We start from the raw sequence: 16,428 nt of genomic DNA on the forward strand, positions 1-16,428 counted from the left end.
GTGCCCCAGTACGGAGACTTCGACCTCGATCGCAGCATCGCCCAGGCCTGGGACGAGTTCGAGCTGCGCCTCGCCGAGGTGATCTCGGTGATCGACGACTCGGCCGACTTCACCATCGGATGCGTGGCCGTCGACGAGAGTCAGGTCCCGTACGTCAGCTTCACCGCGCTGGACCGTACGACGATCCGGGCGGAGGCCTCCAGCAATGCGGTGCTCGGTGAGGACTACCAGCTCGGTTCGGAGCAGCTCGCGCTGATGGAGCGCCTCGGCTGGTCCGCCCCGACCATCGAAGGGCCCCGGCCGACCGCGAACTTCTGGATCGAGCTGGACCAAGAGGCCTCCGACCGATTGGCCGCCGCCGCGGTCGGCGCGCTGCGCGATGTGTTCGGGGTGCAGCACCCGGTGTTCCTGGCCCCCGACCACCTCGCCGAGGTGCTCACCCCGCACCCGGAACCGCTGTCGGGCGCGACGGAGTTCGACGCCGAGGACGTGATCGCCACCATCCCGGTGAACACCCGGCATCTCAACGAGATGATCGAGACCGAACTCACCGACATGTTCGGCCACGCGCCGCTGCGTGACCAGGAGGGCGACATCGCGCTGCGGGTGGGGTCGGCGATGCTCTTCCTGAGGGTCTCCCAGGACGGCCGGGAACTGATCCTGTTCTCGGTGATCGTGCACGACGTGGCCGGACGCTCCCGGGCCGCGGAGGTGCTCAACGACCTGAACGCCGACGCCCGGATGGTGAAGTTCCACCTGGTCCGGGACAAGGTGTTCGCCAGCCTGTCGGTGCTCACCCACCCGTTCGTCCCGGCCCACCTCCATCAGGCGGTGCGGATCATGAGCGACATCGCCGACGGGATCGACGAGGAACTCGCCCACAAACTGGGCGGTCATACGACGTTCGAGGTCGAGTGAGGCCGGTCGTCTCCAGTACCATCGAACGAGGAAATACGGAGGAGGACCATGCACGAAGGCATGTTCGCGGCGCTCGACCCCGAGGACTGTCGCGTCCTGTTGCGGACCCAGGAGGTCGGCCGGGTGGCCTGGATCTCTCCGGCGGCGGGACTGCTGGTCCTGCCGGTGAACTACGTCGTGCGTGACGATCTTGTGGTCTTCCGGACCTCCCGCGCATCGGTGCTCGCCGAGCTCGCCGAGGGGCGCGAGGTGTCCTTCCAGGTGGACGACATCGATGTGTCGACCGGCAACGGGTGGAGCGTGCTGGTGCAGGGTGTGTCCGCCACTCCGACCGACCCGGCCTGGCTCGAGGCACTCCGGGCGGACGGCCCGATGCCGTGGGCGAAGGGCGAGCGTGATCTCTTCGTCACAGTGGCAGTGCGGGAAATCAGCGGACGCGTGGTGGACCGCGAGGAGAAGTGACAGACTCGACAGCAGAACTCGACAGCAGGAGGCAGTGATGACTGAACCAGTTTCGCGTCGGGGTGTCGTGCTGGTCGGTGTCGACGGATCGCCGGACGCCAACCGAGCCCTGTCGTACGCCCGTGGTGCGGCCGAATTGCGTGAGGATGACCTGTTGATCGCCCACATCGTCGACGACGCCATCCTGGCGGGCGCCTGGGGGGTCGTCTACGACCCGTCGGTGTTGCACGAGGCCGGCATGCAGGTCGTCACCGAGGCGTCCGAGGCCGTGCAGGGCGAAGGCTTCCCCGCCGACCGGATCCGCACCGAGGTGATCATGGGCAACGCCACGGCAGCCCTCACCAAGCTCTCCCGCGATGCCGATCTGCTGGTCGTCGGTCGACGGTCGCTGTCCGGTCTGGAGCGGATCTTCGTCGGCTCCACCAGCGTCGGCGTGGCCGCGACCGCGCACTGCCCGGTGGTGATGATCTCCGCCGCCTCCTCGCCCGCTGCGACCGGTCGGCTGCACCGGATCGGTGTCGGCGTCGATGCGACCGCCAACGGTGCCGCCGCCCTCGCCGCCGCGTTTGCGGAGGCCGACCGGCGCAAGGTCGATCTGGAGGTGATCCACGTCTGGGACGTGCCGGGAGCGGTACGCCGGACCGGGGAGAAGGCCGTCGACGTGGCCGGCGCGGCCGCCGAGGGCGGTGTCCACGCCCTGCTGCAGCCGCTGCAGAAGCGCTATCCGGAGGTGAAGGTGACCACCCACGTCGTCCAGGGCCACCCGGTCAAGGAGATGGTCGCCCGGTCCAAGGAACTCGACCTGCTCTGGCTGGGGGTGCACACCACCGCCGGCTTCGGCGTCGGCGGGGTGGTCCGTGGGGTGATGGCACACGCCGAGTGCCCGCTGGCGCTGGTCCGTGACCGCGCCGAGGACACCGGTCCGCTCGACGAGGAAGAGATCCGGGGAGGCCAGCCCTCCTGACCCCGACCATCACCTTCCCCCCGGAGTTGCCGATCAGCGCCCGGGTGGATGACATTGCCGCTGCCCTGTCCGAGTCCCAGGTGGTCATCGTGGCCGGGGAGACGGGCTCCGGCAAGACCACGCAGCTGCCGAAGCTGTGCCTGCGGCTGGGTCGGACGCGGATCGCGCACACCCAGCCGCGGCGGCTGGCCGCCCGTACCGTCGCCGAGCGGATCGCCGAGGAGATGGGCGTGGAGCTCGGCGAGGAGGTCGGCTACCAGGTCCGGTTCACCCGCCGGGCCCAGCAGGACACCGCGCTCACCGTGATGACCGACGGCATCCTGCTGGCCGGGATCTCCCACGACCGTGACCTGCGCTCCTGGGACACCGTCATCATCGACGAGGCGCACGAGCGGTCTCTCAACATCGACTTCCTGCTCGGCTACCTCAAGCAGCTGCTGCCCCGCCGGCCCGACCTCAAGGTCATCGTCACCTCGGCCACGATCGACACCGAGCGGTTCAGCCGGCATTTCGACGACGCCCCGATCATCGAGGTGTCGGGGCGTACGTACCCGGTCGAGGTGCGCTACCGCCCGCTGGTCGACGGTGTCGAGGGGGACGGGCCTGCCGCCGCCGGGGGTGCCGACGCGGAGGGCCGGGCGGCGGTAGAGAAGGACCAGAACGAGGGCATCTGCGACGCGATCCGGGAGCTGTCCGCCGAGGGAACCGGCGACATCCTGGTCTTCCTCTCCGGCGAACGGGAGATCCGCGACGCCGCCGAGGCGATCGCCGACCTCCGGCTGCCGCGCACCGAGGTGCTGCCGCTGTACGCCCGACTCTCCGCCGCCGAGCAGCACCGGGTGTTCACCCCGCACACCGGCCGCCGGGTGGTGCTGGCCACCAACGTGGCCGAGACCTCGCTGACTGTGCCGGGGATCCGCTACGTGGTCGACCCGGGCACCGCGCGCATCTCCCGTTACTCGATCCGTACCAAGGTGCAGCGGCTGCCGATCGAACCGGTCTCCCGGGCCTCCGCCGACCAACGCGCCGGCCGCTGCGGCCGGGTCGCGCCGGGCATCTGCATCCGGCTCTACTCGGAGGAGGACTACCGGTCCCGCCCCGAGTTCACCGAGCCGGAGATCCTGCGTACCAACCTTGCCGCGGTGATCCTGCAGATGGCCGAGGCGCGGCTGGGGGACATCGAGGGCTTCCCGTTCGTCGAGCCACCGGAATCGGCCCAGATCACCGACGGCATGCGACTGCTCGACGAGCTGGGGGCGCTGGCCGAGCAGACCACCCGGTCCCGGCCGCGGCTGACCCGGCTGGGACACCGACTCGCCCGGGTCCCGCTCGATCCTCGGATGGGCCGGATGCTGCTGGCCGGGGAACACTACGGCTGCCTGCGCGAGATGGTCGTGCTCGTCGCCGGGCTCACCATCCAGGACCCCCGCGAACGGCCTCGGGAGCAGCGGGAGAAGGCCGACCAGCTGCACCGCCGCTTCTGGGCGCCGATGGCCGCCGAGGGGGAGGCCAGCCCGGATCCGGACGGCTCGGACTTCGTCGCCCTGCTCCGGCTGTGGGACTACCTGACGGCTCGCCGCCGGGAGATGTCGGGCAACGCCTTCCGGCGGATGTGTCGCGACGAGTTCCTCAACTACCTGCGGATCCGTGAGTGGCAGGACTTGCAGAACCAGTTGCGGGACATCTGCCGCGATCTCGGGATGCACCGCAACGAGCTGCCGGCCGACGCCGACCGTGTCCACATCGCGGTGCTCACCGGTCTGCTCTCCCACGTCGGCCTGGCCGACCTCAGGGACGAGAAGCGGAACCGGCCCCGGGACGGCCACGGCCGCCCCCGCCGCGGCCCCCGGGAGTATCTCGGTGCCCGGGGGGCGCGGTTCGCGATCAACCCCGGCTCCGCACTGGCCAAGCACCCGCCCGAGCTGGTGATGGCCAACGAGCTGGTCGAGACCACCCGGCTGTGGGCGCACACCGTGGCCGGGATCCGCCCCGAGTGGGTGGAGGAGGTCGGCGGCCATCTGCTCAAGCGCCACTACGCCGAACCGCACTGGTCGATGCGGGCCGGGCAGGCGGTGGCGTACGAGACCGCGAGCCTCTACGGGGTGCCGGTGATCGGGCGCCGGCAGGTGTCGTACGCCCGCGTCGATCCGGTCGCCGCCCGGGAGATCTTCATCCGCTCCGCCCTGGTCGAGGGGGAGTGGCACACCCGGCACCACTTCTGGTCCCGCAACGAGGAGACCCGCCGCCGCGCCGACGAGCTCGAGGAGCGGACCCGCCGCCGCGACATCGTCGTCGACGACCAGGCGATCTACGACTTCTACGACGCCCGGATCCCGGCCGACGTGTGCACGGTGGCGGGTTTCGACGCCTGGTGGCGGACGAAGCGCCACGAGGAGGACGGCTTCCTCGACCTCACCCTGGAGGACCTGGTCCAGGACTCCGCCGACCTCGGCCGGGCCGGGGACTTCCCCGACACCTGGCAGGTCGGCGAGCACACCCTCGACGTCGAGTACGTGTTCGATCCCGGTGCCGGGGCCGACGGCGTGAGCGTACGGATCCCGCTGCCGATCCTCAGCGAACTCCCGGCGGCGCCGTTCACCTGGCAGGTGCCCGGGCTGCGCCTCGACCTGGTCACCCAACTGATCCGCGCTCTGCCCAAGGCCCAGCGCACCCGGGTGGTCCCGGCCCCCGACTGGGCCCGCCGGCTGCTTGCGGAGCTGGCCGACGACCTCCGGGCCGGCGAGCTCGACCCGACGGTGACCTCGCTGACCACGGCGCTCGGTCGGCGGCTCGCCGCCGATGTCGGGCTCCGGGTGGCACCCGGGGACTGGGACGCCGGCAAGCTCCCGGACCACCTCCGGGTGACCTTCGTGGTGGTCCGGTCCGAGGCCGGCCCCGGCGGGGGCGCGGCCGGCCGGGGGGCGTCCGGCGAGGTCGAGGTGGCCCGCGGGAAGGACCTCGCCGCGCTGCAGCAGGAGCACACCCGCACCGTCGCCGCGACCCTCTCGCAGGCCTCCCGGGCGGCCGGGCACACCGGGTCGGTCAGCTGGCGGTTCGGCACGTTGCCGCGCGAGGTGACCGTCGAGACGGTGGATCGGCTCGGCACCCGGGCCACCGGCTATCCGGCGCTGGCCGACGAGGGCTCCACGGTCGGCAGCGTCGTCCAGGACACCGCGGCGCACGCCGCGACCAGCCAGTGGGCCGGCCTGCGCCGGCTGGTGCTGCTCAACACCCCCGACCCGACCCGCTGGGTGGTCTCGCACCTGCCGAACCCGGACAAGTTCGCCCTCGGCTCCAGCCCGTACGATGCGGTGCCGGCGCTGCTCGCCGACGCCCGGCTGAAGTCGGTCGGCGACCTGATCGCCGGGGCGGTCGACCCGGCCGAGATCCGCGACGAGCGGGCGTTCGCGGCGCTGTGCGACACCGTCCGCCAGGACAATGCCGACCACATGCGCCGGGTGGTCGCCGTCGCCGCAGAGGTGCTCCGGGCCGACCAGCAGGTCAGCCTCGCCCTGGCCTCGGTCGGCGATGCCGAGGTCCGCGCCGACATCGCCGAGCAGCGCGCCAACCTGGTGTTCCCCGGCTTCATCGCCGCCACCGACGACCCGTACTACCAGCGGCTGCCGGTCTACCTCAGGGCGATCGTGGCTCGGCTGGCGGCCCTGCCCGGCGGCCCGGCCCGCGACCGGCAGGCGATGGAGACGGTGAACGTCCTGGAGGACGCGTACGCGGAGCTGTGTGCACGCCAGCCCCCGGGGCGGCTGCCCGCGGCGGTGGAGGAGATCGGCTGGATGCTGGAGGAGCTGCGGGTCAGCCTGTTCGCCCAGACCCTCGGCACCCGGATGACGATCTCGGCCAAACGCGTCCGCAAGGCGATCGAGCGCGCCTCGGCGTCGGCGGCCGCGCTCACCCCGTGACCCGGCACCCCACCCTCCCCGTGAGCCGGCGCCGCGCACAGTGGTCGTCCCCGCCGCCCGTCCGGGTACTGTGGGGACCATGTCCGCCTCCCCTCCGCTCTACCGGCTGAACCCCGACGGGTGGGCCGACCTGGACGGGAAGCGTCCGGTCCTGGTGCTCCTGCTCGACGGGGCGGGCAGCGCCGGCCAGCTGCAGCCGCTCGTCGCCGAGCACCTGCTCGAACACTGCCCCCACCGACCGTTGGTCCGTTTCGACCTCGACCTGCTCACCCAGTACGCCGACCGGCGGCCGATGCTCGACTTCGAGGACGGGCACTTCACCCGCACCCCGTCAGCCGAGCTGGTGCTCTACGCGATGACCGACGCGGCCGGGGAGACCTTCCTCGCCCTGGTCGGGCCCGAGCCGATGCTGCTGTGGGAACGGGCGGTCGCGGCGATCGTGGAGCTCGGCGCCGGCCTCGGCGTACGCCTCACGGTCGACCTCTCGGGGCTGCCGATGCGGGTCCCGCACACCCGGCCCCCGCAGGTGTTCACCCACTCCCCGGATCCGGAGCTGGTGCTGCGGCCGTGGGACGCGTTCCGCGGCGCGCTCACCGTGCCGGCCACCTTCGGGGCGTACCTGGAGGCGGTACTCGGCGAGAAGGGCGAACGGACGATGGGCATCGACGTGTGCGTGCCCTACTACTTGGGCAAATCGGAGCATGTGGCGTCGGCGCTGGCGGCCCTCGAGGCCATCCAGGCGTCCTGCGGGCTGAACCTGCTGCCCGGGCGGCTGGAGGAACGGGCGCAGGCGAACCGTGCCGACATCGATGAACAGGTCGCAGCCACCGAGAACGGTCCGGCGGTAGTCTCCATCCTGGAGTCGAACTACGACGAGTTCCGCACCCTGGTGGGGGATCTGCCGAGCGCGGACGAACTGGCCGCCGAGTTCGAACGATTTCTGGCCGAACACGACCGTCGCCGCGACACCGGGGACGGTGACACCCCGGAAGGATGATCGGTGCCCAAGAGCATCAACGAACTCATCGACCTGATGCGACTGGAGGAGATCGAGTTCGGTCTCTATCGGGGCCGAAATCCACAGTCCGGCCTGCAGCGGGTCTTCGGTGGCCAGGTGCTCGCCCAGGCCCTCGCCGCGGCCTACTTCACCGTGCCGCTGGAGCGGCGGGTGCACTCCCTGCATGCCTACTTCCTGCGGCAGGGGCAGTACGACGCGCCGCTGATCTACTACGTCTCCTCCGAGCGCGACGGTCGCACCTTCACCACCCGGTCGGTGACCGCCCGCCAGCACGGCAAGCAGATCTTCCGGCTGTCGGCGTCGTTCAAGGTCCCCGAGCAGGGGCTGGAGCACCAGGACTCCCTGCCGCCGGACATCCCCGGCCCGGACGACTGCCCCCGGCTCGACGGCGGGCCGCAGACGGAGAACGTCTACCGGCGGATGGGGCTGCCGTTCCTGGACGTCGACGCGGAGTGGGGTGTCCTCGACATCCGGTGGGTGGGCGAGGCGAAGGAGCATGCCGCGCACCCGTCCGCCCAGCGGTTCTGGTACCGGACGAACGGTCGGATCCCCGACGTCGGCACCGATCCGGTGGTCAACCAGCGGCTGCACGACTGCATCCTGGCCTATCTGTCCGACGTGTCGCTGTTGTCGACCACCCTGGTCAGCCACGGGCTGAGCTTCAGCCCGGAGCTGATGGCGGTGTCGCTCGACCACTCCACCTGGTTCCACCGCCCGTTCCGAGTGGACGACTGGATGCTCTTCGAGCAGGTGTCGCCCTCGGCATCGATGGCGGTCGCGTTGGCCCTCGGCCGGGTGTTCCAGCACGGCGAGCTGGTCTCGACCCAGGCGCAGGAGGGGCTGGTGCGCAAGGCGTAGCGGTCCGGCTCCGGCCCGGACCGCCGCTGGGCGGAGACGGATCGGGCGCGGAGACGCGGATCGGCCGGGGTGGCGGTGTGATGAACACCGGCCACCCCGGCCGACTCTTCTCGTAGCGACCGACCCGAGGTCGGTTGTCAGGCAGCCATCTCCTCGCTGCGCACCCGCAGCTGGGTGATCGCGTGCCGCTCGATCTGCCGGACCCGCTCGGCGGTGATGCCCCAGACCGCGCCGATGTCGGCGAGCTTGGCCTGGCGGCCGTCGAGCAGCCCGTAGCGGCGGCGGACGACATCGGCGGAGCGATCGTCCAGGGTGGACAGCAGCTCCTCGAGGAACGCGTGGTCCTCGGCGTCCAGGACGACCTCGTCGGGGCCGGGCATCGGCTCCCGGGCGATCAGGTCACCGAGGGCGGTGTCACCGTCCTGCTCCACCGGGGCGTCGAGACTGACGTGGTCGTGACCGAACCGGATCAGGTCGACGACCTTGTCCTCCTCCAGCCCCATCTCCGCGGCGATCTCCGCCAGCTCCGGCTCGCGCCCCAGGGCACGCTCCAGGGTGCGGCGGACGGCACCGACCTGGTTGACCTGCTCGGCGACATGCACCGGCAGCCGGACGATGCGGCCCTGCTGGGCGATCCCGCGGGAGATCGACTGACGCACCCACCAGGTGGCGTACGTCGAGAACTTGAATCCCTTGGAGTAATCGAACTTCTCGACCGCCCGGATCAGGCCGGTGTTGCCTTCCTGGACGAGGTCGAGCAGCGGCATCTGACCGCGGCCGTACTTGCGGGCGACCGAGACGACCAGGCGTAGGTTGGCCTGGACGAACCGCTGCATGGCGTCGTGCCCCTCGGCCACGAGGAACTCGAGCTCCTCGGTGGTCGGGCGGCGCAGGGTCAGCCCCTCACGCTCGGCGACGGCGGCACGACGATCGGCCGTGGTGACGTCTCCGGACAGGATGTGCTCGGCGTAGAGTCCGAGCTCGATCTTCTTCGCGAGGGCGACTTCCTCGTCGGCGCTCAGGAGCGGGGTCTTGGCGATGCCGTCGAGGTACAGCCCGACCGCGTCCTTGCCGTCGATGCCATCACTGGTGCGTGTGCGCGTCGTAGCCACAGGGGGCCCCTTTCCGTTGCCTACGGACATTGAACGTCCCTCAGCGTGGAATTCATTCCCGAGGTCACCCTGAGCCGACCCTGATATGGTGCTGTGACCGGTCAGGGTTGACCCGTCAATGATATGCCGGGCGACCAAGGATCGCCCGGCGATCCGGGAGGATCAGGCCCCCGCGACGGTGATCACCCAGGCCAGTTCCCGGGCACGTTCCGCCCACCCCTCGTACCGGCCGGAGACCCCGCCGTGACCGGCCTCCATCTCCACCCGCAACAGGATGTCCGCGTCCGCGTTCGCCGCGGCGTGCCGCAGCGCCGCCACCCACTTCGCCGGCTCGACGTACGCCACCCGGGTGTCGTGCAGCCCACTGGTGACGAGGATCTTCGGGTAGTGCTGGGCGGCCACGTTCTCGTACGGGGAGTAGCCGGCCAGGTAGTCGTATACCGCCGGGTCGGTGAGCGGGTCGCCCCACTCTTCCCACTCGGTGACGGTGAGGGGCAGCTCGGGCTTGAGGATGGTGGTGAGCGGGTCGACGAACGGGACCTCGGCCAGGATGCCGGCGAAGTCGTCAGGCGCCAGATTGGCCACCGCTCCCATCAGCAGGCCGCCGGCACTGCCGCCCTCGGCGACCAGTCGTTCCGGCCGGGTGTAGCCGGCCGTGACCAATTGCCGGGCGCAGGCGACGAAGTCGGTGAAGGTGTTGCGCTTGTGGAGCAGCCGGCCGTCCTCGTACCAGGTGCGCCCCAGCTCACCGCCGCCCCGGACATGGGCGAGGGCGACCACGAAGCCGCGGTCGAGCAGGGACAGCCGTGGGATGCTGAACTCCGGGTCGATGCTGATCTCGTACGCCCCGTAACCGTAGAGCAGGGCAGGGGCGGTGCCGTCGAGCGGGACGTCGCGGCGGTGCACCACCGAGATCGGCACCCGGGTGCCGTCGTCGGCGGTCGCCCACACCCGCGACTGGAGATAGTCCTCCGGGCGGTAGGCACCGTGCTCGGGATGGTCGAGGACGGGCGTCCGCCGCAGCACGTGGGCCGGTTCGTCGGTCAGCGCCCCGGCGGTCGACAGCTCGCACTCCACCACGGTCTGCGGATCGACCAGCGAGGTGAAGACGGCCCGGATCCGGTGCGGGCGCAGCTCGGGCAGTGGCAGCGCCTGCACCGTGGCGGGCCCCGCGGTCCCGACCCCGGCCAGCGCGGCGGCGACGGACCGACCGGGCAGCAGGTCCGCCCGCACCGGCTCGGCGGCCGGCAGTTGCCAGGCGCCGGCCGGGACGACGTACGCGTCGAGGGCGCCGTCGTGGCGGACGTGGATGACCTGATGGGTGGCGTACGCGTCGACTCCGAGGACGCGGACCCCCGGGCAGGGCCGCACCACCGGGGTCCAGTCGTCGAGGGTGCCGGCGGTGAACGGGGCGGTGGCGACGGCGAAGTCCACCGCGCGTTCCTCACCCAAGGTGGCGTTGTGGGTGATCCACAGCCGGTCCGGGCCGACCTCGACGTCGTACTCCAGGCCGGGGGTGCGGGGCAGCACCACCCGCGGCGTGTCGTACGGGTCCGTCGCGGGCAGCAGGGCGCACTCGGTGCTGTCCTTGCTAGCCGAGGCGACGACCACCCAGCGACGGTCGCGGGAGGCGTCCACCGAGAGCCAGAACTTCTCGTCGGTCTCGGTCAGTATCACCCGGTCCTCGCCGGCCGGGGTGCCCAGCTCGTGCACCACCACCTGGAACGGCCGCCACGCCTCGTCACACCGGGTGAAGACCAGTGCCTCGTTCCCGGCCCAGACACCGCCCCAGGCTGCCTCGAGCAGGGTGTCGGGCAGCTCCTCCCCGGTGACCAGGTCGCGGAACCGCACGATGAACCGCTCGTCGCCGGTGGTGTCCTCCGACCAGGCCAGCAGGGTGCCGTCGGGGGAGACGTCGAGCAGGCCGACCTGGTAGAAGTCGTGGCCCTCGGCCCGGGCATTGAGATCGAGCAGGATCTCCTCCGTGTCCGGGGCGTCCGCCGGCCGCGGTGGCAGTTCGTCGGGACCGGCGTCGGTCCGCAGCCGCACCTGGACCGGATAGCTGTCGCCCGCCACGAACCGGCGGTAATACCAGTATGCGACGGGCCCGCGGTCGGTGTCGTGCACCACCCGGACCGGCACGCTGAGGTCCGTCTGCTGGGTCCGGACCGCGATGTCGGCGACGAGGGAGCGCCGCAGCTCCTCCTGATCGGCCGTGCACGCGTCGAACCAGTCGTTCTCCGCCCGCAGGTAGGCCGTCACCGCCGGGTCGTCGTCACGCAGCCACTCGTACGGGTCGAGGAAGGTGTGACCGTGGTGGGTGCGTTCCCGGGGGAGACGCGCGGCACGGGGGGCGCCGCTCGGGCGGGTGTCAGCGGAGTCGAACACGGCTCCACCCTAGTGGCGACGCACCGGATGGTCGCCGGGTGCAGCGCCGTCACTCCGATCGGCACCCCTTTGCGTCGGGGCGCCGACGCCAGAATCATGGAGTCCATGGGAGCCGAAGTCGAGATCCGGACCTTCGATCGTCGTGATCGCAGTCGCTACCGCCGCAAGGTGGGCCGGGACGTGGCAGCGCTGGGCCGCCTGTTGGAGGAGGTGGAGTTCGTCACCGAGCCCAAACTTGCCGGGCTCGAGGTCGAGCTCAACCTGGTCGACGAAGGGATGCGACCGGCGATGGTCAACGCCCAGGCGTTGCGCGCCATCGCCGACGAGGACTTCACCACCGAACTCGGCCGGTTCACCATCGAGCTGAACGTCGAGCCCCGGTCGCTGGGGCCGCGCGGGCTGAGCTCCTTCGAACAGGCCGTGTCGGGCGCCCTCACCCGGGCCCAGGACCGGGTGGACGACGCAGGACTGGCCGGTGCGCCGGCCATCGTGATGACCGGCACCCTGCCGACCCTCGAGCCGCGCCACCTCGACATCGCCAACATCTCTGCGGGCGGCCGCTATCTGCTGCTCAACGACCAGATCCTGGAATCGCGGCAGGAGAACCTGCTGATCGACATCCGGGGCGCGGAGCACCTGGTGATCGAGTCGGACTCGATCATGCCGGAGGCCGCCTGCACCTCCACCCAGGTGCATCTGCAGGTGAGTCCGGAGGAGTTCGCGGCGCACTGGAACGCCGCCCAGGCGATCGCCGGGGCCCAGTTGGTCATCGGGGCGAACTCGCCGTTCCTGTTCGGGCGCCACCTGGTGGCGGAGACCCGGGTGCCGCTGTTCGAGCAGAGCATCGACACCCGCAGTGCCGAGCTCGTCGAGCAGGGCGTCCGCCCCCGGGTGTGGTTCGGCGAGCGGTGGGTGGACTCGATCTTCGACCTGTTCGAGGAGAACCGGCGCTACTTCCCGGCGCTGCTGCCGATCACCGGCCCAGAGGACCCGGAGGCCGAGCTGGAGGCGGGGCGGGTCCCACAGCTGCCGGAACTCTGCCTGCACAACGGGACGATCTACCGCTGGAACCGGCCGATCTTCTCCGCCCCGGACGGCCGTCCCCACCTCCGGGTGGAGAACCGGGTGCTGCCCGGCGGGCCCACGGTCATCGACACCATCGCCAACGTCGCGTTCTACGCCGGGCTGGTGCACGCGCTGGCCCATCAGGACGCGCCGGTCTGGGCGGCGATGTCGTTCCGGGCGGCCGAGGACAACTTCCGCGCCGCCATGCGCGACGGCATCCGCGCCCAGCAGTACTGGCCGGGTGTCGGACAGGTGCCGGGCCACGAACTGGTGGTCCGTACGTTGCTGCCACTGGCCGCGGAGGGGCTCGCCGACCGCGGCGTGGCGGGGGAGGAGATCGACCGGCTGCTCGGCATCGTGGAGCGCCGGTGCCTCCTCGGCCGCAACGGCGCCAGCTGGCAGGTCGCCGAAGTCGCGGCCCGGGAGGCGGACGGTCTGGACCGCAGGGCGGCCCTGAGGGATATGCTCGCTTCGTACGTCGGCCTGATGAGGTCGAACGTCCCCGTCCACGAGTGGCCAGTGTCGTCCGGATGATTCGAGGCGGCGTCCGGGGAGCGTCGCGTAACGAGCAGGGAAGGCCGTTCGAGCGTGTGTACCGTGGTGGCTCATTCTTCGTCGGAGGAGGGGCGGGCGGCGCTCGCCCACGCAGTGGCGCGGGCGCGCCACGACCGGACCGTCCTGCACGTGGTGAGTCGTGAGCCCGCGGTGCCGGAGAACGCCCGGGACCTGCTGGTCGGCCTGACCTGGGAGTGGGAGCAGTGCGGTCCCGGTGACGATTTCGCCGACCACCTGCTGCGCGCCGCGTGCGCGGCAGAGGGGGACGATGACTGCGGTGCCCCCGCCATCGTCATCGGCCTGCGACGGCGTACGGCCGAGGGTCGACTGCTCCTCGGGCACACCGCCGAACGGGTGCTGCTGGAGGCGCCCTGCCCGGTTGTGACCGTGAAATGCGGCTGGCCGGAGTCCGCCGCGACCGCCGGATCCTGACCCCGGTCTCCCCGTCCGCCGAGCCGTCCGGACGAGCACCGGTCCTGCCACAGTCATTAGGACGGGTTTGCCCGGTCGTGTCACAATGGCCTGCAGGTCTGCGCATCGACCGGTCTGGTTCTGCGCGCCCGTGTGTTTCCGAGACACCGAGCAGAGAGGTTGTCTGTGTCATCAGCTGCTGAGGAAAACTCCTCCGAACCGACGGTGGGGGGGCCGCAGGGCGCCGCACGCAAGGCGACGGCTCGCAGGACCACCGCGAAGACGACCAGCGGGACCGGCGGCACCACGAAGGCGGCTGCCGGACAGGGCACCCCGGCCAAGCGGGCTGCTGCCAAGAAGACCACCGCGAAGAAGACAGCCAAGAAGACCCCCGCGAAGAAGACCGCCGACACCGCGGTCGAGGCGACCCGGGTGGGCGACCAGGTCGAGATCACCATCGGCGGCGGCGAGAAGGGCCGCCACCTCGACGAGGTCGACGACAAGGACTTCAAGGTCGAAGAGGCCGAGGTCGACGAGAAGAAGATCAACGAGGAGGAAGGCTTCAGCCTGGCGGAGTCCGACGACTCCGACGAGCCCGAGGTCCAGGTGACCGTCGCCGGGGCCACCGCCGACCCGGTGAAGGACTACCTGAAGCAGATCGGCAAGGTCTCGCTGCTGAACGCGGCCCAGGAGGTCGAACTCGCCAAGCGGATCGAGGCCGGCCTGTTCGCCGAGGAGAAGCTCGCCGAGGACGACGGCAAGCTCGCACCGAACGATCTGGCCGACTACGAGTGGATCGCCAACGACGGGCACAACGCCAAGAACCATCTGCTGGAGGCCAACCTCCGCCTGGTGGTGTCGCTGGCCAAGCGCTACACCGGCCGCGGGATGCTCTTCCTGGACCTGATCCAGGAGGGCAACCTGGGCCTGATCCGTGCGGTCGAGAAGTTCGACTACACCAAGGGGTACAAGTTCTCCACGTACGCCACCTGGTGGATCAAGCAGGCGATCACCCGCGCGATGGCCGACCAGGCCCGGACCATCCGCATCCCGGTGCACATGGTCGAGGTGATCAACAAGCTGGCCCGGGTGCAGCGGCAGATGCTGCAGGACCTCGGTCGCGAACCCACGCCGGACGAGCTGGCCAAGGAACTCGACATGACCCCGGAGAAGGTCATCGAGGTGCAGAAGTACGGCCGTGAGCCGATCTCCCTGCACACCCCGCTGGGCGAGGACGGCGATTCCGAGTTCGGTGACCTGATCGAGGACTCCGAGGCCGTGGTCCCCGCCGACGCGGTGAGCTTCACCCTGCTGCAGGAGCAGCTCCACGACGTACTCGACACGCTCTCGGAGCGGGAGGCCGGCGTGGTCTCGATGCGCTTCGGGCTGACCGACGGTCAGCCCAAGACGCTGGACGAGATCGGCAAGGTCTACGGCGTGACCCGGGAGCGGATCCGGCAGATCGAGTCGAAGACGATGTCGAAGCTGCGGCATCCGTCGCGGTCGCAGGTGCTGCGGGACTACCTGGACTGAGCCCCTCGGGTCCATCCGGCTGCCCGTCCCGGGTCGGACAGCCGGGCGGCGGGTCGGCGGCCTGGTCCTGACCGGCGCCGCCGTGGCGCTGGCCGCCGGCGTCACGGCGGTGGCTCTGGTCCGCCCCGGCGGCGAACCCGTCATCTCCGTTCCCGTTGCCTCCGCCCCGATGGAAGTGGGGGCGGGTGATCGCACCAGCCGCTCCCAGGATCGGTCCACGGCCACTGCCTCCGCGCCGTCCCCGTCGGCAACGGCATCCCCCTCGGCCAGCGCCAGCGCGTCGCCCTCCGCGGACGCCTCCAGCACCACACCGACCCCGACCGGCAGCGCGGCGCCCGCACGTACGGACACCGAACGTACGATCACCGCCTTCCTCACCGGTTACTCCTACTGGGACAACACACCCGCCGGATCAGCCACGGTGGCCGACCCGATCGTGCACTCGCATGCCGGCGGCACCGGCAGCTACGCCGACCCGATCACCGTCGCGGTCGGTCATTCCATCACCGGCGGCAACGACGTCCTCGACTGGCCGGCCGGCACCCGGTTCTACGTGCCCAAGCTGGAGCGCTACCTGATCGTCGAGGACACCTGCGGAGACGGGCGCGCACCCCAGAACGGTGCCTGTCATCGCGGTTACCCGGCCGACGCCTCCACCTGGCTGGACGTGTACGTCGACGGCGCGGGGAGTGATCGCGCCGTGTCCGACTCGTGCATGGCTGCCATCACCGGCACCAGCCGGGTGATCGTCGATCCGGCGTCCACGCACCAGGTCGCCGCGGGCCCGGTATCGGACGGGACATGCCGCACCTATGCCGACACCGGGCAGTGACCGGGCCTGCGGGCAGTGACCGGGCCTGCGGAACGACAGAATCCCCCGTCACCGTGGCGGTGACGGGGGATTCGGCGTCCATACGGTCGGAGGTTCGGTCTGACGGAGGGGCGGGGCCCGGAGATCAGTACCCGGACGGGTCGGCCTTTCGGATCAGGACAGCAGATGCGTCTCGTCCTGGATCCGCGCGGCCACCTTGGCCAGAGCTTCCGCGTGTTCCTTGGCGTGGTGTGCACAGAAGAGAAGTTGTCCGCCGCTCGCGAGGGTTACCCGGAGGTAGGCCTTCGAGCCGCAGCGGTCGCAGCGGTCGGCGGCTGTCAGTGCGGGATCCTGGACCGTGGTGGTCGTCGTGCTCATGGTGGGCCTCACTTTCTCCGGCCGAATGGCCGGTGCGC

At 70.8% G+C, this 16,428-nt stretch carries 13 protein-coding genes; 10 read left to right on the forward strand and 3 right to left on the reverse strand.

What is annotated here, in order from left to right; all coding sequences use genetic code 11:
* The 6 genes from R0145_RS07405 (at position 1) to R0145_RS07430 (ending at position 8,137) form a co-directional block, all read left to right on the forward strand.
* The gene (locus R0145_RS07405; RefSeq protein WP_317839713.1) at positions 1-918 is read left to right on the forward strand and encodes a T3SS (YopN, CesT) and YbjN peptide-binding chaperone 1; all 918 of its coding nucleotides are present in this window, start codon (positions 1-3) and stop codon (positions 916-918) included.
* Between the two features lie 48 nt (positions 919-966).
* Positions 967-1,380: a pyridoxamine 5'-phosphate oxidase family protein gene (locus tag R0145_RS07410; protein WP_317839714.1), complete on the forward strand. Its 414-nt coding sequence runs from the start codon at positions 967-969 to the stop codon at positions 1,378-1,380.
* Positions 1,381-1,417: 37 nt separating this feature from the next.
* Positions 1,418-2,344: a universal stress protein gene (locus tag R0145_RS07415; RefSeq protein ID WP_317839715.1), complete on the forward strand. Its 927-nt coding sequence runs from the start codon at positions 1,418-1,420 to the stop codon at positions 2,342-2,344.
* A complete protein-coding gene (gene hrpA, locus R0145_RS07420; protein WP_317840183.1) occupies positions 2,341-6,261 on the forward strand; it encodes an ATP-dependent RNA helicase HrpA in 3,921 nt (1,306 codons plus the stop codon). Before R0145_RS07415 ends, hrpA begins: the two co-directional genes overlap by 4 nt.
* 79 nt (positions 6,262-6,340) lie before the next feature.
* Positions 6,341-7,258, forward strand: coding sequence for a PAC2 family protein (locus tag R0145_RS07425; RefSeq protein ID WP_317839716.1), 918 nt, complete (start codon positions 6,341-6,343; stop codon positions 7,256-7,258).
* Positions 7,259-7,261: 3 nt separating this feature from the next.
* Positions 7,262-8,137 (forward strand): acyl-CoA thioesterase, encoded by an 876-nt coding sequence (locus R0145_RS07430; protein WP_317839717.1) that lies wholly within the window; start codon positions 7,262-7,264, stop codon positions 8,135-8,137.
* Between the two features lie 137 nt (positions 8,138-8,274).
* Here R0145_RS07430 and R0145_RS07435 read toward each other — a convergent pair whose 3' ends face one another.
* Positions 8,275-9,279, reverse strand: coding sequence for an RNA polymerase sigma factor RpoD/SigA (locus R0145_RS07435; protein WP_411742084.1), 1,005 nt, complete (start codon positions 9,277-9,279; stop codon positions 8,275-8,277).
* Positions 9,280-9,411: 132 nt separating this feature from the next.
* Positions 9,412-11,637, reverse strand: a complete 2,226-nt coding sequence (locus tag R0145_RS07440; protein ID WP_317839719.1) for a S9 family peptidase — start codon at positions 11,635-11,637, stop codon at positions 9,412-9,414.
* 105 nt (positions 11,638-11,742) lie between these two features.
* On the opposite strand from R0145_RS07440, the gene R0145_RS07445 reads away from it, so the two are divergent.
* The 4 genes from R0145_RS07445 (at position 11,743) to R0145_RS07460 (ending at position 16,033) form a co-directional block, all read left to right on the forward strand.
* The gene (locus R0145_RS07445) at positions 11,743-13,236 is read left to right on the forward strand and encodes a glutamate--cysteine ligase (RefSeq protein WP_317839720.1); all 1,494 of its coding nucleotides are present in this window, start codon (positions 11,743-11,745) and stop codon (positions 13,234-13,236) included.
* A gap of 63 nt (positions 13,237-13,299) precedes the next feature.
* A complete protein-coding gene (locus R0145_RS07450; protein WP_317839721.1) occupies positions 13,300-13,689 on the forward strand; it encodes a universal stress protein in 390 nt (129 codons plus the stop codon).
* A gap of 159 nt (positions 13,690-13,848) precedes the next feature.
* Complete coding sequence (locus R0145_RS07455; RefSeq protein ID WP_411742085.1) at positions 13,849-15,201, forward strand: RNA polymerase sigma factor; 1,353 nt, start codon at positions 13,849-13,851, stop codon at positions 15,199-15,201.
* 82 nt (positions 15,202-15,283) lie between these two features.
* On the forward strand, positions 15,284-16,033 hold the full coding sequence (locus R0145_RS07460) for a hypothetical protein (RefSeq protein ID WP_317839722.1): 750 nt from the start codon (positions 15,284-15,286) through the stop codon (positions 16,031-16,033).
* Between the two features lie 153 nt (positions 16,034-16,186).
* On the opposite strand, the gene R0145_RS07465 is transcribed toward R0145_RS07460, so the two are convergent.
* Positions 16,187-16,390, reverse strand: a complete 204-nt coding sequence (locus R0145_RS07465; RefSeq protein WP_317839723.1) for a hypothetical protein — start codon at positions 16,388-16,390, stop codon at positions 16,187-16,189.
* Positions 16,391-16,428 lie beyond the last annotated feature (38 nt).

The sequence above is a fragment of the Raineyella sp. W15-4 genome (assembly GCF_033170155.1).
Lineage (GTDB): Bacteria > Actinomycetota > Actinomycetes > Propionibacteriales > Propionibacteriaceae > Raineyella.